This is a genomic window from Stutzerimonas kunmingensis (assembly GCF_014764705.1).
In the GTDB taxonomy this organism is placed as follows: Bacteria; Pseudomonadota; Gammaproteobacteria; order Pseudomonadales; family Pseudomonadaceae; genus Stutzerimonas.
In genome coordinates, this window is the sequence record NZ_JACXXG010000021.1 from 40,106 (window position 1) to 66,079 (window position 25,974).

Sequence of the window (25,974 nt, forward strand, 5' to 3'; positions counted from 1 at the left end):
CTCTCCTCTCGCGATGACTGGTGGGGCGGCAAATCGCCAGCCCATTCGGTCATCTCGACAGCCCTCGGTCGGTGCCGTTCACGGTCCTCGGTCACGCCAGCGGCGCGCTCTGGCCGACTGCGATGGCCTCGCCGCGCTGACCGCAGCGCAATGCGCAGCCGGACCTAATCGCCGTGGCGACCTTCGAGGCGCCGCGGCTCAGCGAGTGGCCAGCTCTTCGCAGCTGGGCTCGATGGTGAACGTGCGCGCCGAGTCGACCGGGCCGAGCTTCTCCAGGGTGCGGCGGCCGAGCAGTACGGGGTAGTGCATTTCATCGCGATCCCTGAGCGAGAACTGCTCCTCGAGGAGGCGTTCGCCGATGCACACTTTCATCAGCACGACCGGACGATCTTCCTTGCCGCCGGCGCCCCGGACGGTCAGTTCGCGATGCAGTTTGCGCTCGATGCGCGATTTGACCAGCTTGTCCCGTTCGATGTCCTCAAGGTCCAGATCGAAGCGGACCCACTCGTCACCGTCCCGCTCGAAATACTCGATGTCTTCGGCATGCATCGACGAAGTCAACGCGCCAGTGTCGAGCTTGAACTTCACCGTGACTTCCTCGGGAAGCACCTTGCCACGCTCCACCCAGCCGAGCGGTGTGCCGTCGGCGGCAAGGGGAGGGAGGGTATGCAGGGACAGTAGCAACGCGGCGGGCAGAGCCAGCAGTCGTGACGATTTCAATGGCAACTCCGGGGGTAGTGGCTTCGCTCAATAGAGCGAAATCTGCCGCGGACGTTCAGCGCACCGTGGTTTCGCCGCTGCGACCGGTTGGCGATCGACTACCTTGAGCCGCTTCGCGTTCGCCGATCTGTTCGCTCAGTGCACGAACGAATGCGTCCACCGCGACGGGCAGGTAACGCGAGCTGCGCACATACACGCCGAGGTCGCTGAACACCGCGCCGCCATCGTTCAGCGGTACGTGCACGAGCGTCCCGCCGGCCAGCTCGGCTTCGATGCCGATGCGCGTCTGGAAGGCGACCCCGGCACCGCGCTTGGCCATCTGCAGGGCCAGCTCCACGGAGCTGGTTTCCAGCGGCGCCTTGTGCCGCGGGCGAGTGCGCGCCAGCAGCGGCGCCAGCAGGTGATGGATGGACAGATCGCTCTTGGCCAGGATCAGCGGGTATTCGGCGCAGGTGGCGAAGCTCACCTCGGCGCGTTCGGCCAGCGGATGCGAGGGGGGAACGATTGCGCCGAGACGGAAGTGGCCGACGCCCAGCTGCTGCAAGTCAGCGGTACGCGGCAGGGCAAAGGCCAGGCCGATGTCCGCCTGGCCGCTGATGACCGCCTCGGGAATCGCCTGCGAGCCAAGGCTGGTGACGCCCACGGTAACCCGCGGATAGCGTTCGCGCAGCTGCTCCAGCACGCCAGGTAGAAGATCGGTGGTGACGCCGGATACCGTGGCGATTTCCACATGGCCGGTGCGTAGGCCCTGCAACGCGTCCAGTTCGGAGCGCACACGCTCGGCGTCCTGCAGCACGACGATGACATGGCGGACGAAGATCTCGCCGGCGGCGGTCAGCCGCAGTCCGCCGGGCAGGCGTTCGAAAAGGGGCGCGCCGATCTCGTCTTCGAGCTTGAGAATCTGCCGGTTCACCGCCGACGAGGCGACGTTGAGCCGGCGCGACGCCTCGCGAATCGACTGGCAGCGCCGCACCATGTCGAAGTAATGGATGGCCGGGGAATGGATGCGCAGCTTGCGGGCCACGGTCGGTCAGCGATCCACGGGCGAAGGTGGCGTCAGTCCGCAGCCCTTGAGGATGATGGCGATCAGGTTGTCGCTGGCGTGGGCGAAATCGGCGCGGGTCATGCGCTTGCCGTTGATGCGGCGGATCTGGTCGGAGAAGTCGGCATAGTGTTGGGTGCTGCTCCAGATCATGAAGATCAGGTGCATGGGGTCGACCGGGTCCATCTTGCCGGCGGCGATCCAGGCGTCGAATACCGCGGCGCGGCCGCGGAACCAGTTGCGATAGTCCTGGTTGAAGTGCTCGGACAGGCATTCGCAGCCGCTGATGACTTCCATGGCGAAGATCTTCGAGGCTTGCGGATGGCGCCGCGAGAATTCCATCTTGATGCGGATGTACTCGGCCAGGGCAGTGGCCGGGTCGTCGTCCACGGTGAGGTCGTCGAAGGCGGTATCCCAGAGTTCGAGGATGTGCCGCATGACCTCCACGTACAGCCCCAGCTTGCTGTTGAAGTAATAGTGCACGTTGGCCTTGGGCAGCCCGGCGCGGCTGGCGATGGCGTTCATGCTGGTGCCCTTGAAACCGTAGCGGGCGAATTCCTCGGCGGCCGCGGCGAGGATGGTTTCCTCATTCTTCTGGCGAATGCGGCCGGCAGGCTTGCCTTGGGCGGTGTAGAGCGGCGGCGGTGCGTTGTTCTTGTCCATGTTCCCTATCCGTGAGCGCGCGGGCAGTCGGCCTTCGGTGTGAGCGTTAGCCCGGCAGGCGGCCGTTACCGTTTCGGTGGGCTGAAGCCCACCCTGCGGTTCAGGCCCACCGAAGCAGGGCGGTGGTTAGCTGACTGGGCTGATTCTGCACGAGTTTCGTTGCGCGAGCAGCCGTTGCGCTTGTTGAAGCGAACGCGACTGACACGGCAAGGTGCCGCCCGTTGTCCGGGCGGCGGGCGCATCAGAAATGCGCCTTGACGATGAAGTTGGTGACGTTGTTGTCGGTGTTGAAGGCGTCGGTGTCCTCGATGCCGTACTTGTTCGACCAGTAGTCGTATTCGATACCGACGTAGAGCTTGCCGGGCGTGTAGTCCAGCGCCTTGCCGAGGTCGTACTTGACCTGCGTGTTGAAGCTGAAGTTCTTCTTCAGCTCGGTGTTGCCGTTCTTCTTGTCGTTGACGACCCAGTCGATGTAGCCATCGAAGAGGATGTCCGACTTGCCGACCGGGAAGGTCATGGCCCAGGTCGGAGTGATCTGCCACTGGCCGCCAGGCTTGCCGGTGATGCCGTCGGGCTTGCGGTAGTAGGTGTTCAGGGAGAAGCGGTCGAAACCTGGAATAGCCAGATCCACGGCCGGGCCGAGCAGATAGTTGCGATTACGGCCTTCGCCGCGTTCGTAGGTCGCGGAGATCAGCACATCCTTGATCGGACCGAAGGACAGGTCTGCGCCGCTGATCTTGCCCAGCGACAAGCGCGGGCTGAATTCACCGTAGTAGGTGTGGCCATCGCTGCCGGAGATGCCGTTGTACCACTTGTTATCGACGAACAGGAACATGTCCCCCCAGGTCCAGCCGCTGGCATGTTCGAAGGTAATGGTCTGTTGGATGTCGCCTTCCTTGCCACCTGCGGAGTCGACGGCGAAGTTCTTGCCGTACAGGTAGGTGAGGCTGTTGTTCTGCCAGAGCATTGGGCTGGCCATGGCTTGGCTGCTGAGGATGAACCCGGCCGCGAGGGCTGCGGTGGTCAGGCTGCGCTTCATTGAGTGTGTCTCCGTATTGGCATTTGAATGAGCTTGTAAGTTGTCCAAGCGGTCAGGCTTTGGTCACAAAGCAAGCGTCGCGCCAATACCGAATATCCCATTGAGGTTCTTGATAAGTAATTGATGGGAAAAGATTTATTTTTCGAAGACGAAACGTTTTGACTGATGGCAGTGTTGCCGGATGGGTGGTGAGCGCGTTGGCTTGACCTGACCGATGCGTCAGCTTGCTTCAGTTTGGGGCGCTGCGATGGCCGATCGCCAGGCTCGCCACCGAAACGGTGCGTCGACTGGTCAAGGCAAAGTGAGGTGGGGTTCGCGTAGGGACGAAACGCGACTGCCGGCAAGGCGCCGGCAGTCGGGTGTAGCGAACGAACTTACTGCTGGGTGACCAGGGCGGTGTTGTTCCAGCCGCTCTGGTTGATGTAGGCCGCATTGCCGTAGCCGGCCTGGCTGGCGACGGCGTCGTTGCCGAAGCCGTTCTGAGTCACCTTGATCAGGTGATCGGCGCCGCTCTGGCTCAGCATCACGTCGTTGAAGTAGCCTTCCTGGCGAACGGTGGCCAGGTTGTCGCGGCCGTCCTGTTCGATATCGGCTGTGTTGTTCGCACCGTAGCTGACGCCGACGATCTCGTTGTCGACGCCGTGTTGTACGGCGTTGAGCTCATTAGCGACACCGTCCTGGTGGAAGTGCAGATCATTGCCTCGGCCCTCCTGCTCCACGGAGGCGACGTTGAAGCCGCCTTCCTGGATGGTCTTGGCAGTCTGATTGCGTCCGTCCTGGTATACGTCAGCTCGGTTATCTGTACCAGCTTGGTCAGTTGTAGCGGTGTTGTTACCGCCGAACCAGCCGTTGGTCTGCGTGATGCTCGAGTCGTTACGTTCGCCGTACTGCACGACGAAAGCGTTCTGCGCATTACCGCTCTGGTCCACATTGACAATGTTGTGGCTGCCGACGGAATCGACATACGCCTCGTGCTGCAGGCCGGTTTGCGAAACCATCGCGTCGTTGCGCCAGCCGCTCTGCTCGACTTCGGCGATGGAGCCGCTGCTGGCGACCTGCACCACTTGCGCATCGTTGTCGATGCCCTGCTGGGTGACGGTTGCGCGGTCGTGGTTGCTGAGGAACTGAGTGATGCTGGCGCTGTTCAGGTCGCCGTTCTGGTTGACCACTGCCTGGCTGCCATAGGTGGCGGTCTGGGAGATCAGGCCGTAGTTGTCCTTGCCGTCTTGGTTGGTGGTGGCGTTGGCCATGGTTGCGCCAGACTGGAAGGTTTCGGCGACGTTGTTGACGCCTTTCTGGTTCTGCGTGGCGCCAGTCTTGTAGGTGCCGGTCTGCTCTACCAGTGCATCGTTGCCCCAGCCGCTCTGGGTCTGGGTCGAGCCGGTCATCAACGTGCCGCTCTGGCGGGATTCGGCATTGTTGAAGTTGCCGGTCTGGGTCTGGGTGGCGGTAGTGGCTTCCGAGCTGATCTGCTCGACCATTGCGTCGTTGCTGAAGCCGCTCTGGTTTTGTGTGGCGAAGTTGCCCGAACCGCCGCTTTGCAGCACTTCTGCGTTGTTGTTGATGCCGTGCTGGTTCTGCTCCGAAGTGTTCTCGGCGGCAAAAGCCTGGGCAGTGGCTACGGTCAGAATGGCTGCTACAAGAGGTTTGAACTTAAACATTTTTGTCACTCCATGGATGTTTTAAGTACAGCGGTATTTCCTTGGGATTAGCGGTACTGGCGAACCACTACCGTCAGACCTCGGCCGCTCTGGCTGACATTGCTGCTATGCCCGCTGCCGGTCTGTTCGATGAGGGCTCGATTGCTCGAGCCCTGTTGTGCGATGGCGGCGCGGTTGTCCGAGCCGGTCTGTTCGATGTGGGCGTCATTGTCGAAGCCGTTCTGGCTGATCAGCGCTGCGTTGCCTTGGCCGATCTGCTCGATGCTGGCGCCGTTGGCGTAACCGCTCTGGATGATGTAGGCCTCCAGGTCGGAGCCGGTCTGGGCGATGCGGCCGGTCATGCTCTCGCCGGACTGCTGGATCAGCGCCACGGCGCCCTGGCCGCTGACGCCAGCGTGGGCGGATGGGTCTGCCGTGAGGTAGGCCAATTCGTTGGGGGCGAGATCGATCGAGGCGGGGATGTCGGCGTGGCTGGCGGTAGCCAGTAGCAGAACTGCGGGTAGCAGCAGGTCATGCGCAATCCGTTGCGAGCGTGTCATGGCGTCCTGTCCTGATGGGCTCTGATGTCGACATACTTGCCCCTAACCGGGGCGGCGAACATCCATCCAATGATTGAAAATGTTGTGATCTGGTGCGTAACGGGTGGTGATCAGCGATGCACGCTGCTGTCTCTGGGTGCGCTGCCCGGAAGCTCATGCGCAACGGCCGGGCAGGCGGCATCGCTATTGAGCGTGCCGTCAGCCGGGAAGGGGATTGCTAGGAAAGCTGAAGCGTCGTCGGCGTTGCGCCGACGACTTGGATCTCAGTCCAGCTTGCTCAGGTACTTGCTCAGCGCCGGATGCTCGCCACCGCTGCCTTCGGCGGTCTGCCAGAGGCGTCGGTCGACGCCCTGGGCGATCAGGTGCGCCACGGCAGCCTCGATCGCCGAGAGTACGCAGAGCTGCGCCGGCTCGTTGGTGGTGTAACCCGCCTCCGCTTCGAGCAGTTCCTTGAACTCGATGAACTTGTAGACGTTGGCGCTACGGCCGACGGAGAAGATCGTCTTGGTGGTCATCACGTTCGACAGCACCCTGCCGCTGCGCACGTCGATGGCCCGCAGGTTCACCGTGACCTGATCGACGCGGTATTCCTGCGACAGTCCGATGCCCAGATAGCGCGCACCCTGGCCGCCACTGCGTACGTTGGTTTCGTAGGCGACGATGGCACCTTCCATGATGATGTTGGCCGCCAGCAGCGACGGCAGCTCGGACTGGATATTGGGTGCCACGTCCGGCTTGGCCTGCGAGGCGCGGATGATCTTGCGCTCGGTCAGCACGTTCTGCAGGCCTTCACGCTCGAGCACCACGAACCAGCCACTGGCCTGCATGGCATCGACCAGCATGCTGGCCGCGCCCTGGGTCACCGCGGTGGAGAACGAACTGGCCGGAGTGGGCTTGTACTGGCCGGTCTGATCGCGAAAGCCGTACACCGCAGCCACCAGCGGGCCTTTCGGGCGCGGTAGAGCCAGCAGATCCTGGTAGGTCGAGGTGCGTGGGGTCAGGGTTGGCGGATGCTGGTCGGCAGACATGGGCTCGCGAACGGCGCAACCCTGCAGTACAGCCATCATCCCTATGGCTACGAATAGGCTTCTCATGGCCTTTGTTTCTCCTTGGGGGTCAGTTCTGACCGACTATGATTTCGGACATTTCGCCGGTGAGTCGGTCGGTGATTTCCACGATCAGCATGCCGGCGTCGCCGTTGTAGACGCGCACGATGAAATCGTCGGTGGTCACGGTGCCGGTCTTGCCATCGGTCACGCCGCTGAGCAGATCGCCCAGCAGGCGCGACTCCAGCTGGCTGGTGAAACGGTCCAGGGCGGACTGGTTTTCCAGCAGCGAGGAGCGATCGATTGCATCCGGGTCCTTCTTGCTGTTCTGCGCCTGCGCGTTGCCGAGCAGCCAGGCACCGTTGAGCGGGCTACCGCCGAAGGATGGGTTGACGGGGGTGTACACCAGCTCGGTGGCGCTGGCGCCAGTGCTGAGCAGCAGGCCGGCGAGCAGCGTGCCGAGCGCCTTGTGAATGTGCTGTTTCATAGTTCGTCCTTGGCCATGTCAATGTTGTCTTCGAACAACGCTTCGATCTTGCGTCGGTTGATTTCCTGCACCACGAAATCGGCAGCCTCGTAGGCCGGTTCCTTCATGTCCGCCACGTTGGGCTGCAGGAAGCGGCGATACAGGGTCTGGTTCTCGTGCTCCACCCAGACCAGTACGCCCCAGCGCGCCGAGGGCCTTTCCTTGATGGCAAGGTTGAAGTCCAGGGCGCTGATGTCGTTCAGGCGCTCGCAGAAGCGCAGGTAGAACTCGTGACCGGAGCGGGAAACCGTGTTGTTGGTGATGAACCCTTGCAGCTCGGCTTCGTCGGCCTGAGCGGTCAGGCTCAACAGCAGCAGAAGCAACGCGGCGGTGCGTTTCACGACACCGCCTCACCAACGTGCGCCAGCACCAGTGAGGCACCCTGGGCGCGATTGCTGGCGCCGAGCTTGCGCAGGGCGTTGTGCACATGGCTCTTGATGGTGTGGATGCTCAGGTGCAGCCTTTCACCGATGGCCGCGTTGGACAGGCCCTGGCCGGCGAGCGCGAGGATCTGCTTTTCGCGCAGGGTCAGCTCGTCGATGACCTGATGTGCGTTGCTGAGCTGCCGGTAGCGACAGAGCAGCGTTTCCATCAGCTCCCTAGGTAGCCAGTCGCCCCCGGCGAGCATGGTCTGGATACCGCGGACAAACATGGCGCGTGGCGTCGCGCGGTAGAAGACCCCGCGGATCCATGGGTGCGTTTCAACCAGTCTGCGCGCCTGATCGGGCTGGGCGTTGATCAATGCTAGCGGTGTGTCGCCGAACTGGCGGAGCAGGTGCACGCAATCGTTGCGGTCGTAGCTGGCGACATCGAGTAGCATCAGCGCGGAATCGATCTGTTCGGATCGCGGCGTGACCATATGCACCAGTGTGCAGCTGGGGCAGTCGTACAGGTGCTGGCGCAGCGTGCTGTCGAGCAGCTTGCTGGCAGAGAGAAGCGTTATGCGGAATTGGGCTGGCTGGAAAGCCGGCGCGACGTCGTCTTTCATTCGCATGTCCTTTGCTGAATGTTGATGGGCAGTCCTTGATTGCGTGACGCGCAGAGAGCGGTCCCGTCTGGAAATTGAAAGTAGTTCAGCTTTGCGACAAAAAAAAGTCAAAAGTTAAATTTTTCGTCAGCATCCCGACGAAAAGGGTGTTCAGAGAATCTGCTGGAACTCGGAATGCTTCCGTCCTAGAGTCTGATCTCTTGGATGGATGACCTCGGTCTGGCCACGTAGATGGAGATGGAGCGATGGTTGATCCCGTGTTCTGGCTGGTGTTCTTCTCGGCGGCGCTGGCGCTGAACCTGTCGCCCGGGCCGGATCTGCTCTACGTGATTTCACGCACTCTGAGTGGCGGCCGCCGTATCGGTATGATTTCCGCCTGTGGCGTATGCAGCGGTGCGCTGGTGCACGTGGCGTTCGCCGCGCTGGGCATCTCGGCCATCCTCGCCACTTCGGCGCTGGCGTTTACGGTGGTCAAGTACGTCGGTGCCGTCTATCTGCTGTATCTCGGCTATCAGGCTCTGCGCTCGGCCGGCGGCGGAACCGTGCTGGCCCTCAAGGCAGCACCGCAAGCGTCCGCCTGGAAAGCCTATCGCCAGGGCGTGCTGGTCGATCTGCTGAACCCCAAGGCGGCGATTTTCTTCATGGCTTTCCTGCCTCAGTTCGTCCGCCCCGAGCATGGCTCCGTACCGCTGCAGCTGCTGGTTCTCGGCGTGTTGGTGGTTGTGGTGGCGATCATCATCGAGTGCGCTGTGGTGCTGTTGGCGGCCCGCGCCACCCAGGCGTTGCGCGACAATCCGGCCATAAGCCAGTGGCTGGACCGGGCGCTGGGCTCGATGCTCATCGCGCTGGGTATTCGCCTAGGCTTGAGCGAACGCCTCTGAAGAGGGAATTGATCGCCCCCTTGCGGCTCTCATGAGAGAAGGGCGGCCCTTCGGCAGCCCGTGATGGGAGCTGCGTATGTCACAGCAGAGCAAGAACACCTCGGCCGGCCTGATCCCCTGCCTGCGCTATCGCGATGTGGCCATCGCCATCGACTGGCTGAGTCGGGCCTTCGGTTTCGAATGCCAGCGCCTGTACCGCGACGACCTGGTCGGCATCACCCATGCACAACTGGCTTTCGGCAACGGCATGCTGATGGTCGGGCCTGTAGTGGATTCTGAGTACGGCCAGCAACTGCGTCAGCCCGACGAGATTGGCGGCGCATCCACCCAGGGCATCTACGTCATCGTCAACAGCGCCGATGCGCTCTACGCCCAGGCCAAGGCGGCCGGGGCGCAGATCGTCGTTGAGCTCAAGGACGAGGATTACGGCGGTCGCGGCTTCACCTGCCGCGATATCGAAGGGCATCTGTGGAGCTTCGGCACCTACGACCCCTGGGCGGACGAAGCGGCGGGAAGCGTCGCCCAGGCTTGAGTACGTTCCTGCGCGCGGGGCATCGCGCCGACCATCGTGGGGAATGTTCGGCGCAGCGTCGCTGTCAGCTTAACTACGACAGCAGACTGCGGAGGAACGACGATGGCCTACGGAAAACTCTACGGCGCCCTGGTGGTGCTGACCGGTGCGTCCAGCGGCATCGGTCGCGCCGCTGCCCAGGCTTTCGCCCGCCAGGGCGCGCGACTGGTGCTTGCCGCGCGTGACGTCGAAGCGCTGACGGAAACCGCCGATGAATGCCGCGCGCTCGGTGGCGAAGTCCTGGTGGTGCCCACCGATGTCACCCACAGCGACGAGGTCGAAGCACTGGCCAGCGCTGCGGCGGAGTTCGGCCAGGGGCGCATCGATGTGTGGATCAACAATGCCGGCATCGGCGCGGTCGGCGCGTTCGACGAGACGCCACTGGATGCCCATGAACAGGTGGTGCAGACCGATCTGCTCGGCTATCTGCGTGGCGCCCATGTGGTGCTGCCGTACTTCAAGCAGCAAAAGAGCGGTGTGCTGATCAATACGCTGTCGGTCGGCAGCTGGGTAGCGCAACCTTTCGCGGCGGCCTATTCGGCCAGCAAGTTCGGCCTGCGCGGCCTGTCCCAGGCGCTGCGCGGCGAACTGGAAGCCTGGCCGGGGATACACATCTGCGATGTGTATCCCGGCATTGTCGATACCCCCGGCTTTCGCGACGGCGGCAACTACGCCGGGCGCTCGTTGCAGCCGCCGCCACCGCTGCTCGATCCGCGTCAGGTGGCCAATGCCATGGTCAGTCTGGCCCTGCATCCGCGCCACACCACGTCGGTCGGGGCCACCGCCACATTGCTGCGCCTGGCGCATTTCCTCACCCCGGGCTTTGATCGACTCAATGGGCTGCTGACCGGCTTCGCGCTTGGCCGGGCGCAGCGAGTGGCGCCCTCGTCAGGCAATCTCTTTCATCCGCCGCTGGGGCAACGGCGCATCGATGGTGGCTGGCGCTCGTCGTCGGATGATGACAAGCGCTGGCTGTTTATCGGCGGCGTGGCAGCCGGGTTGATCGGTCTTGGCGTATGCCTGGCGCGGCGGCGCTGACACGCTGTCAGCGCACCTTCGGCGCAGCACTGACGCCTTCGAGCGTGGCGAAGGAGGTGTCCTTGGCGGTCAACAGGAAGTCGCGCATGAAGGGTGAGTCGAGCATGTCGGCGCGGATGCCCGCATAAAGCGTGGCGAACAGACCCTTGTCACCCAGCCGTTTGGCGGTGACGTAGCCGCGCGAGCTGTACTCATGCAGCGCCCAGTTCGGCAGCGAGCAGACACCGCGCCCCGATGCCACCAGCTGCATCATCATCACGGTGAGTTCCGAGGTGCGTACCTGCGCCGGTTCGATATCGGCCGGTTCGAGGAAACGGGTAAAGATATCCAGGCGGTCGCGTTCGATGGGGTAGGTGATCAGCGTCTCGCTGGCCAGGTCTTCCGGGCGAATGTACGGCCGCGCGGCCAGTGCATGCTGGTTCGCCACCGCCAGCAGGGCCTCGTAGGTGAACAGCGGCACGTAGGTGATGCCGGGCAGCTCCAGCGGATCGGAGGTGACCACCAGATCGAGATCACCGCGCGCCAGGGCCGGTAGCGGGGCGAAGGAGAAGCCCGAGGCCAGATCCAGCTCGACCTCGGGCCAGGCATCGCGGAACTGGTCGATGGTCGGCATCAGCCACTGGAAGCAGCTGTGGCATTCGATGGCCATGTGCAGCCGCCCGGCGGTTCCGCCGGCCAGACGGGCGAGGTCACGTTCGGCACTGCGCAGTTGCGGCAGCATCAGATCCGCCAGTTGCAGCAGACGCAGGCCGGCACTGGTGAATCGCACCGGACGGGTCTTGCGCACGAACAGCTGCAGGCCGAGGCGTTCTTCCAGTTCCTTGAACTGATGGGAAAGTGCCGACTGAGTCAGGTGCAGGCGCTCGGCGGCTTCGACGAGACTGTCGGTTTCCCGAAGTGCATGAAGCGTCTTCAGGTGGCGAATTTCCAGCATGCCGAACTACCTTGCGAAGCGGGAGCAGCAAGGCCTTGAGCAGCAGGCCTGATGTTCCCTGGATGAATAAGAAGATGAGCAACGCTCATCCGTCGCAAGTGTGTCCCAGCATCTGGATGCTGTCGAGTGGCCGCTACGCAATCGGCCTGGCCATTCAGAACCAGAGCCGCGAAACCATGTAGGCCAGACCAAAGAAGAACAGCAGCGCGGCAACGATCATCGCGCCGTCGCGGGCCATCATGCCCAGCCCCAGCACGCTCAAGGCGGCGCCGGCAGTGGAATTGCCGAACGGGATCAGCTCCAGCGGCGGCATGGTGGCGGCGATTGCCAGGCACAGCACGGCATTCAGCCGATTCGCCAGGCCGTTGCTAAGGAAGGTCAGCCGCCGCTTGAGCAGGCGGTCGACGAAGCCGGCAATGCGATGCAGGAAGGCTATGGCCTTGTCGTACTTGCTGCGCGAGGCGCTACGCCGCAGCAGCCATTTGGGTAGCCAGAAGTGCTTCCGGCCGATCAGCAGCTGAATCGCGATCAACGAAACCATCACCGCGAACACGCTGGGCAATCCGGGAATTCCCGACAGCGGCGAGAACACCAGCAGGCCTGGTACGAGCAGCAGAGCACCGAAGCTGCGCTCATCGGTGGCTTGCAGCATGCACTCGATCGTCACCGGCTGGTCGGCTTCGCCGGCCTGTTCGAGACGCTGCAGCAAACTTTCGAGATTCTGCGGTGGCTGATCCGGATTCATGAATGCGCCTGGTAGGGAAAGTCTTCTTTTAGAGGCCCGAGGCCCCGAAATGCTCCTGCATGAATATTTCTATATTTCAAATGTAATTACGTGAGTTTGTTTCACGCAGTCGTGGCGCGGACAATCAGCGCATTCATGCAGAACGACATTTGGAGTGAGAAATGGCTGTAGCGCACAACCTCGGATTTCCACGCATCGGTGCGGACCGCGAGCTGAAGAAAGCCCTGGAGGCATATTGGAAGGGCGAGCTGGACGAGCAGGGGCTGCGCCAGGTTGGTCGCCAGCTGCGTGCACAACACTGGCAAGCCCAGGCCGATGCCGGTATCCAGTTGCTGCCGGTGGGCGACTTCGCCTGGTACGACCAGGTTCTTACGCACTCGCTGATGTTCGGCGTGGTGCCGCAGCGCTTCCGCCCGGCCGACGGCCAACCGACGCTGGACACGCTGTTCGCCATGGCCCGTGGCGTGACCAATAGCTGCTGCGGTGGCGGCCAGGCCCAGGAAATGACCAAGTGGTTCGATACCAACTATCACTACCTGGTGCCGGAGTTCACCGTCGATCAGCAGTTCCAGCTGTCCTGGTCGCAACTGTTCGAGGAAGTCGAGGAGGCGCAGGCGCTGGGTCACGCGATCAAGCCGGTGCTGGTCGGGCCGCTGACCTATCTCTGGTTGGGTAAGCTCAAGGGCGAGGCTGCCGAGCGTTTCGACAAGCTCGAGCTGCTCGAACGCCTCCTGCCGGTCTATGGTGAGGTGCTCGACCGGCTGGCGGCGCAGGGCATCGAGTGGGTGCAGATCGACGAGCCGATCCTCGCTCTCGACCTGCCGCAGGACTGGAAGAACGCCTTTGAGCGCGCCTACAACCTGCTGCAGCGGGCCCCGCTGAAGAAGCTGGTCGCCACCTACTTTGGCGGACTGGAGGACAACCTCAGCCTGGCGGCGGCGCTGCCAGTGGACGGCCTGCACATCGATCTGGTGCGTGCGCCGGAGCAGTACCCGCTGATTCTCGACTGGTTGCCGACCTACAAGGTGCTGTCGCTGGGGTTGGTCAATGGTCGCAACGTCTGGCGCTGCGACCTGGAGAAGGCCCTGGAGGTGGCGCGGCATGCCGCCGAGCGGCTGGGTGATCGCCTCTGGCTGGCGCCGTCCTGCTCCTTGCTGCACAGCCCGGTGGACCTTGAGCGCGAGGACCGGCTCGATCATGAACTGAAAGGCTGGCTGGCCTTCGCCGTGCAGAAATGCGCCGAAGTGGCGACGCTGGCTCGTGCCATCAACGAGCCGACAAACGAGGATGTGGTGGTCGAACTGGCACGCAGCCGTGCCGTGCAGGCGGCACGTCAGCACTCGCCACGCATCCACAAACCGCAGGTTCAGGCGCGCCTGAATGCCATCGAGCCACAAGACAGTCAGCGCACGTCGGTGTTCGCTGCGCGAATCGAACAGCAGCGCGCGCGGCTCGACCTGCCGGCGTTCCCGACCACGACCATCGGCTCGTTCCCGCAGACGCCGGCCATCCGTCTGGCGCGGCAGGCCTACAAGCAGGGCCGGTTGTCGCTCGGCGATTACACCGAGGCGATGCAGGCCGAGATCCGCCATGCGGTGGCGGTGCAGGAGCAGATCGGCCTGGACGTGCTGGTACACGGCGAAGCGGAGCGCAACGACATGGTCGAGTACTTCGCCGAGCAGCTCGATGGCTATGCGTTCACCCGGTTCGGCTGGGTACAGAGTTACGGCTCGCGCTGCGTGAAACCGGCGGTGATCTACGGCGACCTCAGCCGTCCGCAGCCGATGACCGTCGACTGGATTCGCTACGCCCAGCAGCAGACCGACCGGGTGATGAAGGGCATGCTCACCGGGCCGGTGACCATGCTGATGTGGTCGTTCGCTCGTGAGGACGTGTCGCGTAAGGTCCAGGCGCGGCAGCTGGCGCTGGCGATCCGCGACGAGGTCTGCGACCTGGAAGCCGCCGGCATCCGCATCGTCCAGATCGATGAGGCGGCTTTCCGCGAGGGCTTGCCGCTGCGCCGTGCCCAGTGGCAGCACTATCTGGACTGGGCGGTCGAGGCGTTCCGTCTGTGTGCCAGCGGCGTACGCGACGAGACGCAGATCCACACCCACATGTGCTACAGCGAGTTCAACGACGTCATCGAGTCCATCGCGGCGATGGATGCCGATGTCATCACCATCGAGACCTCGCGTTCGCAGATGGAGCTGCTCGAAGCCTTCCGCGCCTTCGACTATCCCAACGATATCGGCCCGGGGGTCTACGACATCCACTCGCCACGCGTGCCGGATACGGCCGAAATGGTGCAGCTGCTGGAGAAGGCCGCCGAGTGCATTCCTGCCGAGCGGCTCTGGGTGAACCCGGATTGCGGGCTGAAGACCCGCGCCTGGCCGGAGACCGAAGCGGCGCTGGTGAACATGGTAGCGGCTGCCCGTCAGCTGCGTGCTTCGCGCAACGCCAAAGTGGCCTGAGGTCAATGCCGGTGCAGCGCTCCAGTGCGGGCGCTGCGCCGAGGTGCGTCAGCCCTGCGCGACGTGGTCGAAGTGGGTCAGGCGCTCGGCTGTCCGGCTGTCCAGATAGCGCTGTAGCAGCGCCACCTCCGCGGGCTGCATGAACAGGCCGAGCTTGGTGCGGCGCCAGAGGATGTCTTCTGCCGTCTGCGCCCATTCCTCGACCATCAGGTAGTCCACTTCGCGCGCATGCAGGCCGGCGCCGAAGCATTCGCCAAGATCCTGCAGCGCATCGGTACCCTTGAGCAGCAGCCAGCTGCGGCTGCCGTAGGTGCGCGCCCAGCGCCGCGCAACCGGCCCTGGCAACCACGGGTAGCTGGCGCAGAGCGCATGGGCCAGTGCTGAGGGTTCCTCCAGGTGCTCACCGCCAGGTAGCGCCGCGTCGTGCGTCCAGGGCTGTTTCATTTCGGGAAACAGCGGCGCCAGCTGCGCCAGTACCGCTTCGGCGAGCTTGCGATAGGTGGTCAGTTTGCCGCCGAACACCGAGAGCAGCGGCCCCTCGCTGGCGCTATCGCTGAGTGTGAGCGTGTAGTCGCGGGTGATCGCCGAGGGCTGGTCGGACTCGTCATCGCAAAGCGGCCTGACGCCTGCATAGCTGTAGCGGATGTCGGTGCGGCTCAGCTGGTGCTTGAAGTGCGTGTTGACGATGGCTAGCAGGTAGTCGATCTCCGCGTCGGTGATCTGCACTTGCGCCGGGTCGCCGTGGTACTCGTGATCGGTGGTGCCGATCAGGCTGAAGTGGCCGAGATACGGCGTGATGAACACGATGCGCCGGTCCTCGTTCTGCAGGATGTAGGCGTGATCGCCCTCATAGAGTTTTGGCACGACGATGTGGCTGCCCTGGATCAGGCGCATGCCGTGAGGCGAAGTCTGCCGGAGCTGCTCTTCGATGAACGAGGCTACCCACGGTCCGGTGGCGTTGACCAGCGCGCGGGCGCGGATCGAAAACCGGCTGCCGTCCTGACGCTCCAGATGCAGATGCCAGAGCCCCTTGCTGCTGCGCGCGCTGACGCAGCGAGTGCGGGTGTGAATATGCGCGCCCAGCTCGCGTGCCGCCATGGCGTTGAGTACCACCAGCCGCGCATCGTCGACCCAGCAGTCGGAATATTCGAAGCCGTGGGTGATCTCGTCCTTGAGCGGGCTGTCGGCACCGAAACGCAGGCCGCGCGAACCGCCGAGCTTTTCGCGCTTGCCGAGGTGATCGTAGAGAAACAGGCCAGTGCGGATCATCCACGACGGGCGCAGATGTGGACGGTAGGGCAGCACGAAGCGTAGCGGGGTGATGATGTGCGGCGCCTTGGCCAGCAGCACTTCGCGCTCGGCCAGCGCTTCGCGAACCAGGCGCAGCTCGTAGTGTTCGAGATAGCGCAGCCCGCCGTGCACCAGCTTGCTGCTGGCAGAGGAGGTGTGTTCGCCCAGGTCGCCCTGTTCGCAGAGAAACACCGACAGGCCGCGCCCGACGGCATCGGCGGCGATACCTGCGCCATTGATGCCGCCGCCAACCACGGCCAGGTCGTAGACTTCCGCGAGCGGTGCAAGAAGAGGATGATTCATGGGCGCTTATAACTACCGATTCTTTGTCGCCTTACGTTACCGCCATTCATCAACCAATAGCACTACAAAGCCATGACACCTGCCATCGACCTGTTGAAAAAAGCCCGAGCCGAGCACGCCGTACACAGTTACGAGCACGATCCCAAGTCTGCGTCCTATGGCCTGGAGGCGGCGGAAAAGCTCGGGCTTGATCCGGCGCGGGTATTCAAGACGCTGCTCGCCTGTAGCGAGAAGAACGAGCTACTGGTCGCGGTGGTGCCCGTCGCCGGCACCCTCGATCTCAAGGCGCTGGCCCAGGCGGCCGGCGTGAAGAAGGTGGAGATGGCCGATCCGATGGCGGCCCAGCGGGCCACCGGTTACCTGGTCGGTGGCATCAGTCCGCTGGGGCAGAAGAAGCGTCTGCGTACCTTTATCGACAGTTCTGCGCAGGCGCAGGCGAGCATCTACGTGAGCGCAGGTCGTCGCGGGTTGGAAGTCGAGCTGGCCCCCGCCGTGCTGGCTGAGCACAGCAAGGCTGTTTTTGCGTCGATCGGGCGCGGCTGATAGCTGCGAGGGTCCGGTCAAGCGAGGTGAAAATTTGCACTGCGCCGAAACATCGGTGCGTCAGCTGGAGACCAGGCTTCGCAACAATGCCTGGGCGTCCTGAGCACCCATCATGGCTGCGGCGACCAGTGCTGTGGCGCCGTTGGCGTCGACGGCTTGCGGGTTGGCGCCCCGGGCGATCAGGTGTTCGATGATTTCGGTACGGTTGAACATGGCTGCCATCATCAGAGCGGTTTTGCCGTCCTCGCAGGGGCTCTCGACATCGGCGCCGTGCGCCAGCAGCAACTCGATCATGTTCAGGTCGCCCTTGAAGGCTGCGCCCGCCAGCGGCGTATGACCGCGAATATTGCGCAGCTGCGGATCGGCGCCATGCTCGAGCAGCACACAACTGGCGTCGAGGTGGCCGTGGTAGCTGGCGAGCATCAGTAGGCTGTCACCGGCGTGATTGCGAAGATCGGCTGGCATACCCTGCCTGAGCAGTTCACCAAGGCGCGAGCTGTCGCCGTTGCGAGCGCTGTCGAACACCTGCTCGGCGAAGGCGAGGGTGGCGTCATCCAGTTCTGGCAGTTGTCTGGGCGTTTGCATCGCGGTTCTCCATGGCTGTCAGCAGTTCGCCTGCCGTGTCGAGAGCCATTGTGGTTATCGGGCTGGCGATGCGCCAACCAAGGCTTTCTATCCTGCGGATAGGCGCTCTGTATGTGCGCCCAGTCCCAAGCGATGGCCAGCCCGAAGGAATATCGGAACGCCATCGAATCAGGCTCGCGTGCCAGAAGCGGGTGCGATTGTGGCAGTATTCGACGGCCCGACACTCCGATGCCCGAAGCGATGAAGCCTGAAGATCTCGAACGCCTGGTGACCCAGACGATGCCCTACGGTAAGTACAAGGGCCGGTTGATAGCCGACCTGCCGGGTAATTACCTCAACTGGTTCGCCCGCGTCGGCTTCCCGCCTGGCAGCCTCGGCCAGCTGCTGGAGCTGATGCACGAGATCGACCACAACGGGCTTTCAGCCCTGTTGGAACCCTTGCGCCGCCGCAATGCCTCGCGCGGCTGATCGCCGGCGAAGTGCCTACCGTCACGGTTGCTTGGTTTGCTCGCGCAACACCTCCAGGGCCGGCGCGGCATAGATGCCTACTTCCACCGCCAGCTCCATCAGTCGTGGCACATCGCAGGTGTAGACCAGCACCGCCTGCAGCTCATCGTCCAGCGGCTCGCTGAAGTCCACCAGCACGTAGCCACCTTTCTCCGGATACAGGCTGCTCAGCTGCACCTGAATGCGGTTCAGTGCTGTCAGCGGCTCGGTCTTGGCGAGCTGCTTGGGCTTGAGGACGAAGGTCACGCTGTCGCCGAAGGAGGCGACAATCTGTGTGAACAGCTCCTGATAGTCGTCCGCCTGAAACAAGACCGTCTCCGGCAGGCTGCCGACCACCACCCATTCGCCAAGAGGAATGGGAAAGCTGTCGTCGTAATTGATGTCCGGGTTGGCCTGTAGAAATGCCTGCGGATCGGCGTACGCCTCCGCGGCTTCTGCCGCGACGCGGCCAATTTCATCGTCGGTCATGCAGCCGGAGCTGATAAGGCTGATCAGTGCGGCAAGTTGGTCTTTCATGGGTGTTCCTGCGCGAGTGAGCACGCAAGGATAACCAAGGTCGTTGTCTCGTGTGCACCGCTGGTTGCGCAGCGGGCCGCTGTGCCTGGTATATGCAAAGAAGTTCTAAGCTTATTCTGTTTCTGGAGGGCCGCCGTGGCGATGTGGTAGCGTCGCTTCTGCGACAAGCTGCCGCACGCCATCGATAGAACCCGAGCGTCGGCGAAGACCACGCCGGTGGCGGCAAGCATAACTACAACCGTTGATGAGGCCCTTTCATGAAACTCACTCACTGGCCCCTGGCCGGTGTGGCTGCGTTGTTACTGACGATGCAGGCACAGGCTGCCGATGGGCAAAAAATCTACGCGCAGGGCGGCGCCAACCCTGCGGCGATGGCGTGTGGCACGTGCCACGGTGCCGATGCGATGGGGATGGCGGCGGCGGGCTTTCCACGCCTCGCCGGGATATCCGCCGGATATACGCGCAAGCAGCTCGAGGACTTCCGCTCCGGTGCCAGAAGCAATCCGGTCATGCAGCCGATTGCTGCGGCCTTGAGCGACGAAGAGATGGATGCCGTGGCGGCCATGCTCGAAGCCAGGCCTGCGCCGGTTTTCGCCAGCATCGGTCGGGCGGAAAAGGCGGAAGGTGTGGGGCCGCGGCTTGCCCTTCGTGGTGCCTGGGAACGCAACATTCCCGAGTGCGTAGCCTGCCATGGTCCCGCTGGCATTGGGGTCGGTGAGAGCTTCCCGCCGCTGGCCGGGCAGTCGGCGCAATACCTCAGTGCGCAACTCAATGCCTGGCGTCAGGGCACTCGCAAGAACGATCCGAATGACCTGATGGGTCATATCGCCCGTGCAATGACCGACGACGAGGTGCAGGCCGTCGCCGAGTACTTTGCCGGCCTGGAGCAGAAGGGGGGCAGCCAATGAGAAGGTACTGGTTAACGCTACTGGCCATGGCGGTCAGCAGTGCGTCGCTGGCGGCCGAGATCAAGATGGACGATCAGTCCCAGCTAACACAGAAAGCCGCCAAGGGCGCAGGTGAGAGCTTCTTCCAACCGCCGCAGGAAAAGGATCTGCCGGCCAACGCTTATGGCGAGTTGGTGCAGCAGGGCCGGGCGATTTTCGTCGACACGCAGAAGTACGCCGCCGAATATGTCGGCAATGGCATGAACTGCACCAACTGTCACCTCGATCAGGGGCGCAAGGCCAACTCCGCGCCGCTGTGGGGCGCGTATCCGATGTATCCGGCTTACCGGAAGAAGAATGACAAGGTCAACAGCTACGCCGAGCGCGTACAGGGCTGTTTCCAGTTCAGCATGAACGGCAAGCCTCCGGCAGCCGATAGCCATGTACTCAATGCGTTGACGGCCTATTCCTACTGGCTTTCCACTGGTGCTCCGACAGGCCAGGAGCTGCCGGGGCGGGCCTATCCCGAAGTCCCACAGCCCAAGAATGGTTTCGATATCGCCAAGGGCAAGCAGATCTATGCCGAGCAGTGCGCGGTCTGTCACGGCGATAGCGGCCAGGGCCAGCAGGCGGGTGGGGCGTATGTGTTCCCACCGTTATGGGGCAAGGATTCGTTCAACTGGGGCGCCGGCATGCACCGGATCAACACCGCCGCGGCCTTCATCAAGGAGAGCATGCCGCTGGGCAAGGGTGGTTCGCTCAGCGACGAGGATGCCTGGCACGTGGCCGCATACATGAACAGCCATGAGCGGCCGCAGGACCCGCGTCTGGTCGACGGCTCGGTGGAAAAGACGCGGCTTCGCTACCACGCCAACGACGGTGTGAATCTCTATGGACAGGAGGTGGATGGCGTCGTACTTGGACAGGGCATCAAATAGAGACTTAAGTACATCATTGCGGACAGAAGAGGGCGCCATTCGGCGCTCTCTTCATTTTTGGACTGATCAGTCACAATCAGATGCGGCAAAAGACTTAATTACCTGCCCGTTATAAGCGCAATGTTACGGATTCTTTCAGATTTTCATGCACAATAGCCGCCATAAGAGGCGCTGGAATGATCGTGACTGGCCGAGTCCTGTTGCTGCCGTCCCAACGTCAGAAACGATCAAGCCATTCGAGAGGAACGACCGTGTATAACGTCGTCATCAGCGGTACCGGCCTTTATACCCCTGCCAACAGCATTTCCAACGATGAACTAGTGGAGTCCTTCAACACCTACGTTCATCGCTTCAACAGCGAGAATGCCGCTGCCATCGAGGCCGGCGAGATCCAGCCGCTGCCCGAGTCCAGCTCCGCCTTCATCGAAAAGGCTTCCGGCATCAAGAGCCGCTACGTTACCGACAAGGCCGGCATCCTCGATCCCGAGCGCATGGTTCCGCGCATTCCCGAGCGCAGCAATGACGAGTGGTCGATTCTCTGCGAGATGTCGGTCAAGGCAGCCGAAGAAGCGCTGGCCCGCGCCGGCAAGACCGCCGCGGACATCGACGGCGTGATCGTCGCCTGCTCCAACCTGCAGCGCGCCTATCCGGCAGTCGCCATCGAAGTGCAGGCGGCACTGGGGATCAAGGGTTTCGGCTTCGACATGAACGTGGCGTGCTCGTCGGCCACGTTCGGCATCCAGAACGCGGTCAACAGCATCAAGCTGGGCCAGGCGCGCGCGATCCTGATGGTCAACCCCGAGATCTGTACCGGGCATATGAACTTCCGCGACCGCGACAGCCATTTCATCTTCGGCGACGCCTGCACCGCGGTAATCATCGAGCGCGAAGATCTGGCGACCTCGGCGCAGCAGTGGGACGTCATCAGTACCAAGCTGGTGACCGAGTTTTCCAACAACATCCGCAACAACTTCGGCTTTCTCAACCGTGCTGCCGAAGAGCACATGAACGATCCGGACAAGCTGTTCATCCAGGAAGGTCGCAAGGTGTTCAAGGAAGTCTGTCCGATGGTGGCGGAGCTGATCGGTGAGCACCTGGCGGAGAACGACATCGCTGTGGAATCGGTGAAGCGTTTCTGGCTGCACCAGGCCAACCTGAACATGAACCACCTGATCGTGCGCCGCCTGCTGGGCCGCGACGCCACCGAGGAAGAGGCGCCGGTGATCCTCGATACCTACGCCAATACCAGTTCGGCCGGCTCGGTGATCGCCTTCCACAAGCACCAGGACGACCTGCCCAGCGGCAGCCTCGGTGTGCTCAGCTCGTTCGGTGCGGGCTACTCGATCGGCAGCGTGATCCTGCGCAAGCGCTGATTCGCCCTGGCCGGCTCAGCCGGTCAGCTCACACATTCGCTGCAGCACGGCATTCATGCCATTGCTGCGCGAAGGCGACAATTGCCGCGAAAGGCCAAGACGGGCGTACCAGTCGGCCATGTCCACTTCGGCCAGATCGGCAGCTTCCAGGCCGTTGACTCTTGCCAGCAGTACCGCCAGCAGGCCGCGGATGAGCCGGGCATCACTGGCGGCGCGAAAATGCCAGCAGCCGTCCTGTCGTTCGCCGACCAGCCACACGCGACTTTCGCAGCCCGATACCTGATTCGTTTCGCTGCGTTCATCTTCATCCAACGGTGCCAGCCGCTCACCCCATTGCATCAGCAAACGTGCGCGCTGCTCCCAGCCGGCCGCCTGGCTGAATGCCTCCAGCGCTTCGCCAGCGGCTTGCGGCAAGTCGCTCATCGCAGTAACTCCAGGGCCTGATCGAGGGCGCTAAAGAAGCGCTCGAGGTCGGCACTGTCGTTGTACAGCCCGAGCGAGACGCGTGTCGCGCCATCCAGACCAAGGTGTTTCATCAGCGGCATGGCGCAGTGATTGCCGCTGCGCACCGCGATGCCCTGTTCGGTGAGCAGATGCCCCAGGTCGGAATGATGCACGCCTTCGACAACGAAGCTGGCCAGCGCAACCTGCGGCGAGCCGAGCAGGCGAACGCCGTTGCGTGCGGCAAGCCCGGCGAGCAGCTGGTCGTGCAATGCCCGCTCGTGAAGCTCGACCGCCGCAACGTCGAGCCCAGCCAGATAGTCCAGCGTGGCGCCGAGACCGATGACGCCGGAGATCGGCGGCGTGCCGGCCTCGAAGCCCAGGGGCGCGGCATGGAACTCGGCGTGTTGATAATCGGCGATGCGCACCATCTCGCCGCCGAACTGCCAGTGACGCAGCTGCAGCAGCGATTCGCCGCGGCCGTACAGTACGCCGACGCCATCCGGCCCGTAGAGCTTATGGCTGGAGAGCACGTAGAAATCGCAACCCAGCGTGGTCATGTCGTGACGGCCGTGCACCACGCCCTGCGCGCCGTCGACGATGGTCAGCGCACCTTGGGTCTTGGCCAGGTGCAGCAGGTCGTCCAGCGGTTGCCAGCCACCCAGCACGTTGGACAGCTGACTCACCGCCAGCAGTCGGGTACGCGGCCCGACCAGCGCGGCAGCTGCGGCCAGGTCGATGCGCCCGGCGGTATCGATCGGTAGCACCTGAAGCCTGGCGTTGCGCCGTTTGGCCAGCTGTTGCCAGGGCAGCAGGTTGGCGTGATGTTCGAGGGCGCTGATGACGATCTCGTCACCGGCTCCGATCAGATGTTCCAGTCCGTAGGCGAGCAGATTCAGCGCTTCCGTCGCGCCGCGGGTGAATACGATTTCAGTGGGCGAAGCCGCGTTCAGCCATTTCGCCACCTTGATGCGCGAGTCTTCGTAAGCGCGAGTCGCACGTTCGGCGGGCTGGTGCTGGGCGCGGTGCACATTGGCGGCGCCGCAGGTGTAGTAGCCGCCGAGAGCATCGATCAGCGCCTGCGGCTTCTGTGCCGTGGCGGCGCTGTCGAGATAGGTCTGGCCTTGCGCTTCGAGCACCGCCAGGGCAGGGAAGTCGGCACGCCAGGGAGAAAACAGGGCCATAAGCGGCAAACCTCCAGCTGCAGGGGATGCGGCAAGGCAGGCGCTCATGGCTCGCAGCTTGCCGCTGCTCCTGCTCAGTTATGCGCGTGCAGCGCCTCGTTCAGCTCGATGGCCGACTTGTGAGTCTTGCACTCCACAGCGCCGGTCTGCGAGTTACGACGGAACAGCAGGTCGCTCTGGCCGGCCAGCTCGCGCGCCTTGACCACTTTGACCAGTTGATCGCCGTCGTCGAGCAGGCTGACCTTGGTGCCGGCCGTGATGTACAGGCCCGACTCCACGGTGTTGCGGTCGCCCAGCGGAATGCCGATGCCGGCATTCGCGCCGATCAGGCAGCCTTCACCGACGGAGATGACGATGTTGCCGCCACCGGACAGGGTGCCCATGGTCGAGCAGCCGCCGCCGAGGTCCGAACCCTTGCCGACGAACACGCCAGCGGAGACGCGGCCTTCGATCATGCCCGGGCCGGCGGTACCGGCGTTGAAGTTGATGAAGCCCTCATGCATCACGGTTGTGCCTTCACCCACATAGGCACCGAGGCGAATGCGCGCGCTGTCGGCGATACGCACGCCGGCAGGGACCACGTAATCGGTCATCTTCGGGAACTTGTCCACCGAGAAGACTTCCAGCAGATCGCCCTTCAGGCGTGCTTCCAGCTGGCGCTCGGCCAGTTCGCTCAGGTCCACCGCGCCCTGGTTGGTCCAGGCGACGTTGGGCAGCAGCGGGAAGATGCCGGTCAGGTTCAGACCATGCGGCTTGGCCAGCCGGTGTGAAAGCAGGTGCAGCTTGAGGTAGGCCTCGGGGGTCGAGGTAAGCGGCGCGTCTTCGGCGAGCAGGGTGGCGACCAGCGGGCGCTGGCTTTCGGCCAGGCGGGTCAGCAGCGCGTACTGGGTAGCGTCGAGCGGCTTCAGGGCATCGGCCAGCTGTGCAGCCTGGGTAGTGGTGATGCTGATTGCCTGATTGCCGCCGGCATAGCCGAGCAGCGGGGCGACGGCAGCTACCAGCTCGCCGGCAGGTTGCAGCAGCGGCTGTGCGTAGAAGACTTCCAGCCAGTCGCCTTGACGGTTCTGGGTGCCAACGCCAAAGGCGAGGCTGAATAGGGTTGCGGACATAGAATTTCCTTTTTGTCGGCCGCGCCGTCTGTTGGGCGGCTATCAGTTCGGCGCTGCCACTTCGGCAGCGTAACGATCGGGCTTGAAGCCAATCAGGGTCTTACCGCCCAAGTCGAGTACAGGGCGTTTGATCATCGACGGTTGGGCCAACATCAGCTCGATGGCCCGGGCCTGGTCAAGATCGGCCTTTGCAGCGTCGTCCAGCTTGCGGAAGGTGGTGCCTGCACGGTTGAGAACGGTCTGCCAGCCGTGTTCATTGCACCAGGCTTCCAGGTGGGTGCGGTCTATGCCGACGCTCTTGTAGTCGTGGAAGTCGTAGTCCAGTCCGTGTTCGTCGAGCCAGGTACGGGCCTTTTTCATCGTGTCGCAGGCTTTGATTCCGTATAGGCACAACCGCTGATCTGATTCGGACATAAACGACTCTCCAAGACTCCTGCAAAACTGGACGGCGGATTATGCCACGCCTCGCCGGGCTATGGAGGCGAGCATGCCTTCTCGCCTCGAAGAGCGCTGCGCGGCAGGTGGCTCGCGAACTGTCTCTCTCATCCCTTCCCCGTCTCGCCTAGCGCCTGCTCGATCGCCTGCTCGTTCAGCGGGCGCACGACGCGCGCGAGCTCCTGGCCATTCTTCAGCAGGATCAGGGTCGGCCAGAGCTTGACCCGAAACGAGCGTCCCAGCGGGCGGCCCGGGCCGTCCTCGATCTTCAGATGACAAATGCCGCTGCGCTCAGCCAGGGCCTTTGCCAGTAGTGGCTGAGCTGCTCGGCAGTGGCCGCACCAGGTAGTGCCGAACTCCAGCAGCAGCGGCCCCTGCATGGCGTCGACCTCTGTACGGCTGGGCTCGTTTTGTACGTAGTGTTCAGTCATGTTCATGGCAGGTTCTCCGTGTGCCTTCCAACGTTCGAACTTGCCGCCGGGCCGTCGTTCGGCGAGGGCTCTCGACCTTTTACACCGATGGTGTTGTCCATTGATGACAATCGCAACGGTGAGGTGACGAGTAATGGCACGCAAGCATTTCGAGAATTTCGAAGCGATTTCTTCGGCGGTGCCTGCCGAGGATGCGTTCGAAGCGGTTATCGCCATCAAACGGCGCGACAGCGACGAGCATGTACACGTATTCAAGATCGCAGATGGCCGTCGCTACGACCTGGCCTCCGAAGCCGACGCGATTGCCGAGGCAGCTTTGACTAAAGTTATAGAGGTCAGCGACGAAGGCGAGCTGATCTGGGAAGAACACGCCATCTGAACAGGAGGCAGCATATGAGCGATCACGACGAGCGTACCGAGGAGGCGCTTGATAACGCCAATCCCACATCCCGCGACGAGCATCAGGGCGCAGACATACCCGAGCACATGAAGCCGGAGAATCTGGAAAAACTGCGCGACTATGGCAAGGATGCGATCCCGCCGGGCGTTGCCTGAACTCGTCAAGCCG

31 protein-coding genes are annotated in these 25,974 nt (G+C 63.1%); 11 read left to right on the forward strand and 20 right to left on the reverse strand.

Annotated elements, in window-relative coordinates; genetic code table 11:
• Window positions 1–198: 198 nt before the first annotated feature.
• From rloA3 to IEG05_RS15665, 10 genes are all read right to left on the reverse strand, one after another.
• Complete coding sequence (gene rloA3, locus IEG05_RS15620) at window positions 199–720, reverse strand: retropepsin-like aspartic peptidase RloA3 (RefSeq protein ID WP_046618849.1); 522 nt, start codon at window positions 718–720, stop codon at window positions 199–201.
• Between the two features lie 55 nt (window positions 721–775).
• Entirely contained in the window at window positions 776–1,744 is a 969-nt protein-coding gene (locus tag IEG05_RS15625) for a LysR family transcriptional regulator (protein ID WP_046618848.1), read from the reverse strand.
• 6 nt (window positions 1,745–1,750) lie between these two features.
• Window positions 1,751–2,425: a TetR/AcrR family transcriptional regulator gene (locus tag IEG05_RS15630; protein ID WP_046618847.1), complete on the reverse strand. Its 675-nt coding sequence runs from the start codon at window positions 2,423–2,425 to the stop codon at window positions 1,751–1,753.
• 241 nt (window positions 2,426–2,666) lie between these two features.
• Window positions 2,667–3,464 (reverse strand): outer membrane protein OmpK, encoded by a 798-nt coding sequence (locus IEG05_RS15635; RefSeq protein WP_046618845.1) that lies wholly within the window; start codon window positions 3,462–3,464, stop codon window positions 2,667–2,669.
• Window positions 3,465–3,838: 374 nt separating this feature from the next.
• A complete protein-coding gene (locus IEG05_RS15640; RefSeq protein WP_046618844.1) occupies window positions 3,839–5,125 on the reverse strand; it encodes a PPE repeat-containing protein in 1,287 nt (428 codons plus the stop codon).
• A 47-nt stretch (window positions 5,126–5,172) separates the two neighbouring features.
• Window positions 5,173–5,664 carry a curli production assembly protein CsgB gene (locus IEG05_RS15645; protein WP_046618842.1) on the reverse strand — a complete coding sequence of 164 codons (492 nt, stop codon included), beginning with the start codon at window positions 5,662–5,664 and terminating at the stop codon, window positions 5,173–5,175.
• A gap of 263 nt (window positions 5,665–5,927) precedes the next feature.
• Window positions 5,928–6,758 carry a CsgG/HfaB family protein gene (locus IEG05_RS15650; RefSeq protein WP_036998768.1) on the reverse strand — a complete coding sequence of 277 codons (831 nt, stop codon included), beginning with the start codon at window positions 6,756–6,758 and terminating at the stop codon, window positions 5,928–5,930.
• Between the two features lie 22 nt (window positions 6,759–6,780).
• Window positions 6,781–7,197, reverse strand: a complete 417-nt coding sequence (locus IEG05_RS15655; RefSeq protein WP_046618840.1) for a curli assembly protein CsgF — start codon at window positions 7,195–7,197, stop codon at window positions 6,781–6,783.
• Entirely contained in the window at window positions 7,194–7,577 is a 384-nt protein-coding gene (gene csgE / locus IEG05_RS15660; protein WP_003299100.1) for a curli production assembly/transport protein CsgE, read from the reverse strand. Before csgE ends, IEG05_RS15655 begins: the two co-directional genes overlap by 4 nt.
• Window positions 7,574–8,224: a helix-turn-helix transcriptional regulator gene (locus IEG05_RS15665; RefSeq protein ID WP_046618838.1), complete on the reverse strand. Its 651-nt coding sequence runs from the start codon at window positions 8,222–8,224 to the stop codon at window positions 7,574–7,576. The genes csgE and IEG05_RS15665 overlap by 4 nt, the downstream gene beginning before the upstream one ends.
• A 245-nt stretch (window positions 8,225–8,469) precedes the next feature.
• Between IEG05_RS15665 and IEG05_RS15670 the strand changes: the two genes are divergently transcribed.
• The 3 genes from IEG05_RS15670 (at window position 8,470) to IEG05_RS15680 (ending at window position 10,714) form a co-directional block, all read left to right on the forward strand.
• Window positions 8,470–9,105, forward strand: a complete 636-nt coding sequence (locus tag IEG05_RS15670; RefSeq protein WP_044315393.1) for a LysE family translocator — start codon at window positions 8,470–8,472, stop codon at window positions 9,103–9,105.
• Window positions 9,106–9,181: 76 nt separating this feature from the next.
• Window positions 9,182–9,637 carry a VOC family protein gene (locus IEG05_RS15675; protein ID WP_046618835.1) on the forward strand — a complete coding sequence of 152 codons (456 nt, stop codon included), beginning with the start codon at window positions 9,182–9,184 and terminating at the stop codon, window positions 9,635–9,637.
• A 102-nt stretch (window positions 9,638–9,739) separates the two neighbouring features.
• Entirely contained in the window at window positions 9,740–10,714 is a 975-nt protein-coding gene (locus tag IEG05_RS15680) for an SDR family oxidoreductase (RefSeq protein ID WP_046618834.1), read from the forward strand.
• A gap of 7 nt (window positions 10,715–10,721) precedes the next feature.
• Here IEG05_RS15680 and metR read toward each other — a convergent pair whose 3' ends face one another.
• Both metR and IEG05_RS15690 read right to left on the reverse strand, forming a co-directional pair.
• On the reverse strand, window positions 10,722–11,648 hold the full coding sequence (gene metR, locus IEG05_RS15685; RefSeq protein ID WP_014821082.1) for a transcriptional regulator MetR: 927 nt from the start codon (window positions 11,646–11,648) through the stop codon (window positions 10,722–10,724).
• A gap of 154 nt (window positions 11,649–11,802) precedes the next feature.
• Window positions 11,803–12,393 (reverse strand): exopolysaccharide biosynthesis protein, encoded by a 591-nt coding sequence (locus IEG05_RS15690; protein WP_046618832.1) that lies wholly within the window; start codon window positions 12,391–12,393, stop codon window positions 11,803–11,805.
• Between the two features lie 161 nt (window positions 12,394–12,554).
• On the opposite strand from IEG05_RS15690, the gene metE reads away from it, so the two are divergent.
• On the forward strand, window positions 12,555–14,864 hold the full coding sequence (gene metE / locus IEG05_RS15695) for a 5-methyltetrahydropteroyltriglutamate--homocysteine S-methyltransferase (RefSeq protein ID WP_046618830.1): 2,310 nt from the start codon (window positions 12,555–12,557) through the stop codon (window positions 14,862–14,864).
• 48 nt (window positions 14,865–14,912) lie between these two features.
• Here metE and glpD read toward each other — a convergent pair whose 3' ends face one another.
• The gene (gene glpD / locus IEG05_RS15700; protein ID WP_046618829.1) at window positions 14,913–16,457 is read right to left on the reverse strand and encodes a glycerol-3-phosphate dehydrogenase; all 1,545 of its coding nucleotides are present in this window, start codon (window positions 16,455–16,457) and stop codon (window positions 14,913–14,915) included.
• A 72-nt stretch (window positions 16,458–16,529) separates the two neighbouring features.
• On the opposite strand from glpD, the gene ybaK reads away from it, so the two are divergent.
• Entirely contained in the window at window positions 16,530–17,000 is a 471-nt protein-coding gene (ybaK, locus tag IEG05_RS15705) for a Cys-tRNA(Pro) deacylase (RefSeq protein WP_041014641.1), read from the forward strand.
• A 60-nt stretch (window positions 17,001–17,060) separates the two neighbouring features.
• On the opposite strand, the gene IEG05_RS15710 is transcribed toward ybaK, so the two are convergent.
• Entirely contained in the window at window positions 17,061–17,585 is a 525-nt protein-coding gene (locus IEG05_RS15710) for an ankyrin repeat domain-containing protein (RefSeq protein ID WP_046618828.1), read from the reverse strand.
• A 240-nt stretch (window positions 17,586–17,825) separates the two neighbouring features.
• On the opposite strand from IEG05_RS15710, the gene IEG05_RS15715 reads away from it, so the two are divergent.
• Window positions 17,826–18,053 carry a DUF3820 family protein gene (locus IEG05_RS15715; protein ID WP_003280237.1) on the forward strand — a complete coding sequence of 76 codons (228 nt, stop codon included), beginning with the start codon at window positions 17,826–17,828 and terminating at the stop codon, window positions 18,051–18,053.
• Window positions 18,054–18,074: 21 nt separating this feature from the next.
• On the opposite strand, the gene IEG05_RS15720 is transcribed toward IEG05_RS15715, so the two are convergent.
• Window positions 18,075–18,608: a hypothetical protein gene (locus IEG05_RS15720; protein WP_046618827.1), complete on the reverse strand. Its 534-nt coding sequence runs from the start codon at window positions 18,606–18,608 to the stop codon at window positions 18,075–18,077.
• 257 nt (window positions 18,609–18,865) lie between these two features.
• On the opposite strand from IEG05_RS15720, the gene IEG05_RS15725 reads away from it, so the two are divergent.
• The 3 genes from IEG05_RS15725 to IEG05_RS15735 all read left to right on the forward strand — a co-directional run bounded on the left by IEG05_RS15725 (window position 18,866) and on the right by IEG05_RS15735 (window position 21,806).
• A complete protein-coding gene (locus IEG05_RS15725) occupies window positions 18,866–19,516 on the forward strand; it encodes a c-type cytochrome (protein WP_046618824.1) in 651 nt (216 codons plus the stop codon).
• Complete coding sequence (locus IEG05_RS15730; RefSeq protein ID WP_046618822.1) at window positions 19,513–20,433, forward strand: c-type cytochrome; 921 nt, start codon at window positions 19,513–19,515, stop codon at window positions 20,431–20,433. Before IEG05_RS15725 ends, IEG05_RS15730 begins: the two co-directional genes overlap by 4 nt.
• 251 nt (window positions 20,434–20,684) lie before the next feature.
• Window positions 20,685–21,806 carry a beta-ketoacyl-ACP synthase III gene (locus tag IEG05_RS15735; RefSeq protein ID WP_014821072.1) on the forward strand — a complete coding sequence of 374 codons (1,122 nt, stop codon included), beginning with the start codon at window positions 20,685–20,687 and terminating at the stop codon, window positions 21,804–21,806.
• Between the two features lie 15 nt (window positions 21,807–21,821).
• Here IEG05_RS15735 and IEG05_RS15740 read toward each other — a convergent pair whose 3' ends face one another.
• The 5 genes from IEG05_RS15740 to IEG05_RS15760 all read right to left on the reverse strand — a co-directional run bounded on the left by IEG05_RS15740 (window position 21,822) and on the right by IEG05_RS15760 (window position 25,412).
• Window positions 21,822–22,229, reverse strand: a complete 408-nt coding sequence (locus IEG05_RS15740) for a SufE family protein (protein WP_046618819.1) — start codon at window positions 22,227–22,229, stop codon at window positions 21,822–21,824.
• A complete protein-coding gene (locus IEG05_RS15745) occupies window positions 22,226–23,431 on the reverse strand; it encodes an aminotransferase class V-fold PLP-dependent enzyme (protein WP_046618817.1) in 1,206 nt (401 codons plus the stop codon). Before IEG05_RS15745 ends, IEG05_RS15740 begins: the two co-directional genes overlap by 4 nt.
• A 74-nt stretch (window positions 23,432–23,505) precedes the next feature.
• Window positions 23,506–24,540: a 2,3,4,5-tetrahydropyridine-2,6-dicarboxylate N-succinyltransferase gene (gene dapD / locus IEG05_RS15750; RefSeq protein ID WP_014821069.1), complete on the reverse strand. Its 1,035-nt coding sequence runs from the start codon at window positions 24,538–24,540 to the stop codon at window positions 23,506–23,508.
• 42 nt (window positions 24,541–24,582) lie between these two features.
• Window positions 24,583–24,954: an ArsC family reductase gene (locus IEG05_RS15755; RefSeq protein ID WP_031298110.1), complete on the reverse strand. Its 372-nt coding sequence runs from the start codon at window positions 24,952–24,954 to the stop codon at window positions 24,583–24,585.
• A 128-nt stretch (window positions 24,955–25,082) separates the two neighbouring features.
• Window positions 25,083–25,412, reverse strand: coding sequence for a thioredoxin family protein (locus IEG05_RS15760; protein ID WP_046618814.1), 330 nt, complete (start codon window positions 25,410–25,412; stop codon window positions 25,083–25,085).
• Window positions 25,413–25,539: 127 nt separating this feature from the next.
• On the opposite strand from IEG05_RS15760, the gene IEG05_RS15765 reads away from it, so the two are divergent.
• Both IEG05_RS15765 and IEG05_RS15770 read left to right on the forward strand, forming a co-directional pair.
• On the forward strand, window positions 25,540–25,785 hold the full coding sequence (locus IEG05_RS15765) for a hypothetical protein (protein ID WP_014821066.1): 246 nt from the start codon (window positions 25,540–25,542) through the stop codon (window positions 25,783–25,785).
• Between the two features lie 14 nt (window positions 25,786–25,799).
• Window positions 25,800–25,961 carry a hypothetical protein gene (locus IEG05_RS15770; RefSeq protein WP_185743960.1) on the forward strand — a complete coding sequence of 54 codons (162 nt, stop codon included), beginning with the start codon at window positions 25,800–25,802 and terminating at the stop codon, window positions 25,959–25,961.
• Window positions 25,962–25,974 lie beyond the last annotated feature (13 nt).

What these genes read in the sequence shown, in the direction of transcription:
- IEG05_RS15630 (WP_046618847.1), bottom strand. Translation starts at nt 2,425, where the DNA reads ATGGACAAGAACAACGCACCGCCGCCGCTCTACACCGCCCAAGGCAAG.
- IEG05_RS15635 (WP_046618845.1), bottom strand. Translation starts at nt 3,464, where the DNA reads ATGAAGCGCAGCCTGACCACCGCAGCCCTCGCGGCCGGGTTCATCCTC.
- IEG05_RS15640 (WP_046618844.1), bottom strand. Translation starts at nt 5,125, where the DNA reads ATGTTTAAGTTCAAACCTCTTGTAGCAGCCATTCTGACCGTAGCCACT.
- IEG05_RS15645 (WP_046618842.1), bottom strand. Translation starts at nt 5,664, where the DNA reads ATGACACGCTCGCAACGGATTGCGCATGACCTGCTGCTACCCGCAGTT.
- IEG05_RS15650 (WP_036998768.1), bottom strand. Translation starts at nt 6,758, where the DNA reads ATGAGAAGCCTATTCGTAGCCATAGGGATGATGGCTGTACTGCAGGGT.
- IEG05_RS15655 (WP_046618840.1), bottom strand. Translation starts at nt 7,197, where the DNA reads ATGAAACAGCACATTCACAAGGCGCTCGGCACGCTGCTCGCCGGCCTG.
- IEG05_RS15665 (WP_046618838.1), bottom strand. Translation starts at nt 8,224, where the DNA reads ATGAAAGACGACGTCGCGCCGGCTTTCCAGCCAGCCCAATTCCGCATA.
- IEG05_RS15670 (WP_044315393.1), top strand. Translation starts at nt 8,470, where the DNA reads ATGGTTGATCCCGTGTTCTGGCTGGTGTTCTTCTCGGCGGCGCTGGCG.
- IEG05_RS15675 (WP_046618835.1), top strand. Translation starts at nt 9,182, where the DNA reads ATGTCACAGCAGAGCAAGAACACCTCGGCCGGCCTGATCCCCTGCCTG.
- IEG05_RS15680 (WP_046618834.1), top strand. Translation starts at nt 9,740, where the DNA reads ATGGCCTACGGAAAACTCTACGGCGCCCTGGTGGTGCTGACCGGTGCG.
- metR (WP_014821082.1), bottom strand. Translation starts at nt 11,648, where the DNA reads ATGCTGGAAATTCGCCACCTGAAGACGCTTCATGCACTTCGGGAAACC.
- IEG05_RS15690 (WP_046618832.1), bottom strand. Translation starts at nt 12,393, where the DNA reads ATGAATCCGGATCAGCCACCGCAGAATCTCGAAAGTTTGCTGCAGCGT.
- metE (WP_046618830.1), top strand. Translation starts at nt 12,555, where the DNA reads ATGGCTGTAGCGCACAACCTCGGATTTCCACGCATCGGTGCGGACCGC.
- glpD (WP_046618829.1), bottom strand. Translation starts at nt 16,457, where the DNA reads ATGAATCATCCTCTTCTTGCACCGCTCGCGGAAGTCTACGACCTGGCC.
- ybaK (WP_041014641.1), top strand. Translation starts at nt 16,530, where the DNA reads ATGACACCTGCCATCGACCTGTTGAAAAAAGCCCGAGCCGAGCACGCC.
- IEG05_RS15710 (WP_046618828.1), bottom strand. Translation starts at nt 17,585, where the DNA reads ATGCAAACGCCCAGACAACTGCCAGAACTGGATGACGCCACCCTCGCC.
- IEG05_RS15715 (WP_003280237.1), top strand. Translation starts at nt 17,826, where the DNA reads ATGAAGCCTGAAGATCTCGAACGCCTGGTGACCCAGACGATGCCCTAC.
- IEG05_RS15720 (WP_046618827.1), bottom strand. Translation starts at nt 18,608, where the DNA reads ATGAAAGACCAACTTGCCGCACTGATCAGCCTTATCAGCTCCGGCTGC.
- IEG05_RS15725 (WP_046618824.1), top strand. Translation starts at nt 18,866, where the DNA reads ATGAAACTCACTCACTGGCCCCTGGCCGGTGTGGCTGCGTTGTTACTG.
- IEG05_RS15730 (WP_046618822.1), top strand. Translation starts at nt 19,513, where the DNA reads ATGAGAAGGTACTGGTTAACGCTACTGGCCATGGCGGTCAGCAGTGCG.
- IEG05_RS15740 (WP_046618819.1), bottom strand. Translation starts at nt 22,229, where the DNA reads ATGAGCGACTTGCCGCAAGCCGCTGGCGAAGCGCTGGAGGCATTCAGC.
- IEG05_RS15745 (WP_046618817.1), bottom strand. Translation starts at nt 23,431, where the DNA reads ATGGCCCTGTTTTCTCCCTGGCGTGCCGACTTCCCTGCCCTGGCGGTG.
- dapD (WP_014821069.1), bottom strand. Translation starts at nt 24,540, where the DNA reads ATGTCCGCAACCCTATTCAGCCTCGCCTTTGGCGTTGGCACCCAGAAC.
- IEG05_RS15755 (WP_031298110.1), bottom strand. Translation starts at nt 24,954, where the DNA reads ATGTCCGAATCAGATCAGCGGTTGTGCCTATACGGAATCAAAGCCTGC.
- IEG05_RS15760 (WP_046618814.1), bottom strand. Translation starts at nt 25,412, where the DNA reads ATGAACATGACTGAACACTACGTACAAAACGAGCCCAGCCGTACAGAG.
- IEG05_RS15765 (WP_014821066.1), top strand. Translation starts at nt 25,540, where the DNA reads ATGGCACGCAAGCATTTCGAGAATTTCGAAGCGATTTCTTCGGCGGTG.
- IEG05_RS15770 (WP_185743960.1), top strand. Translation starts at nt 25,800, where the DNA reads ATGAGCGATCACGACGAGCGTACCGAGGAGGCGCTTGATAACGCCAAT.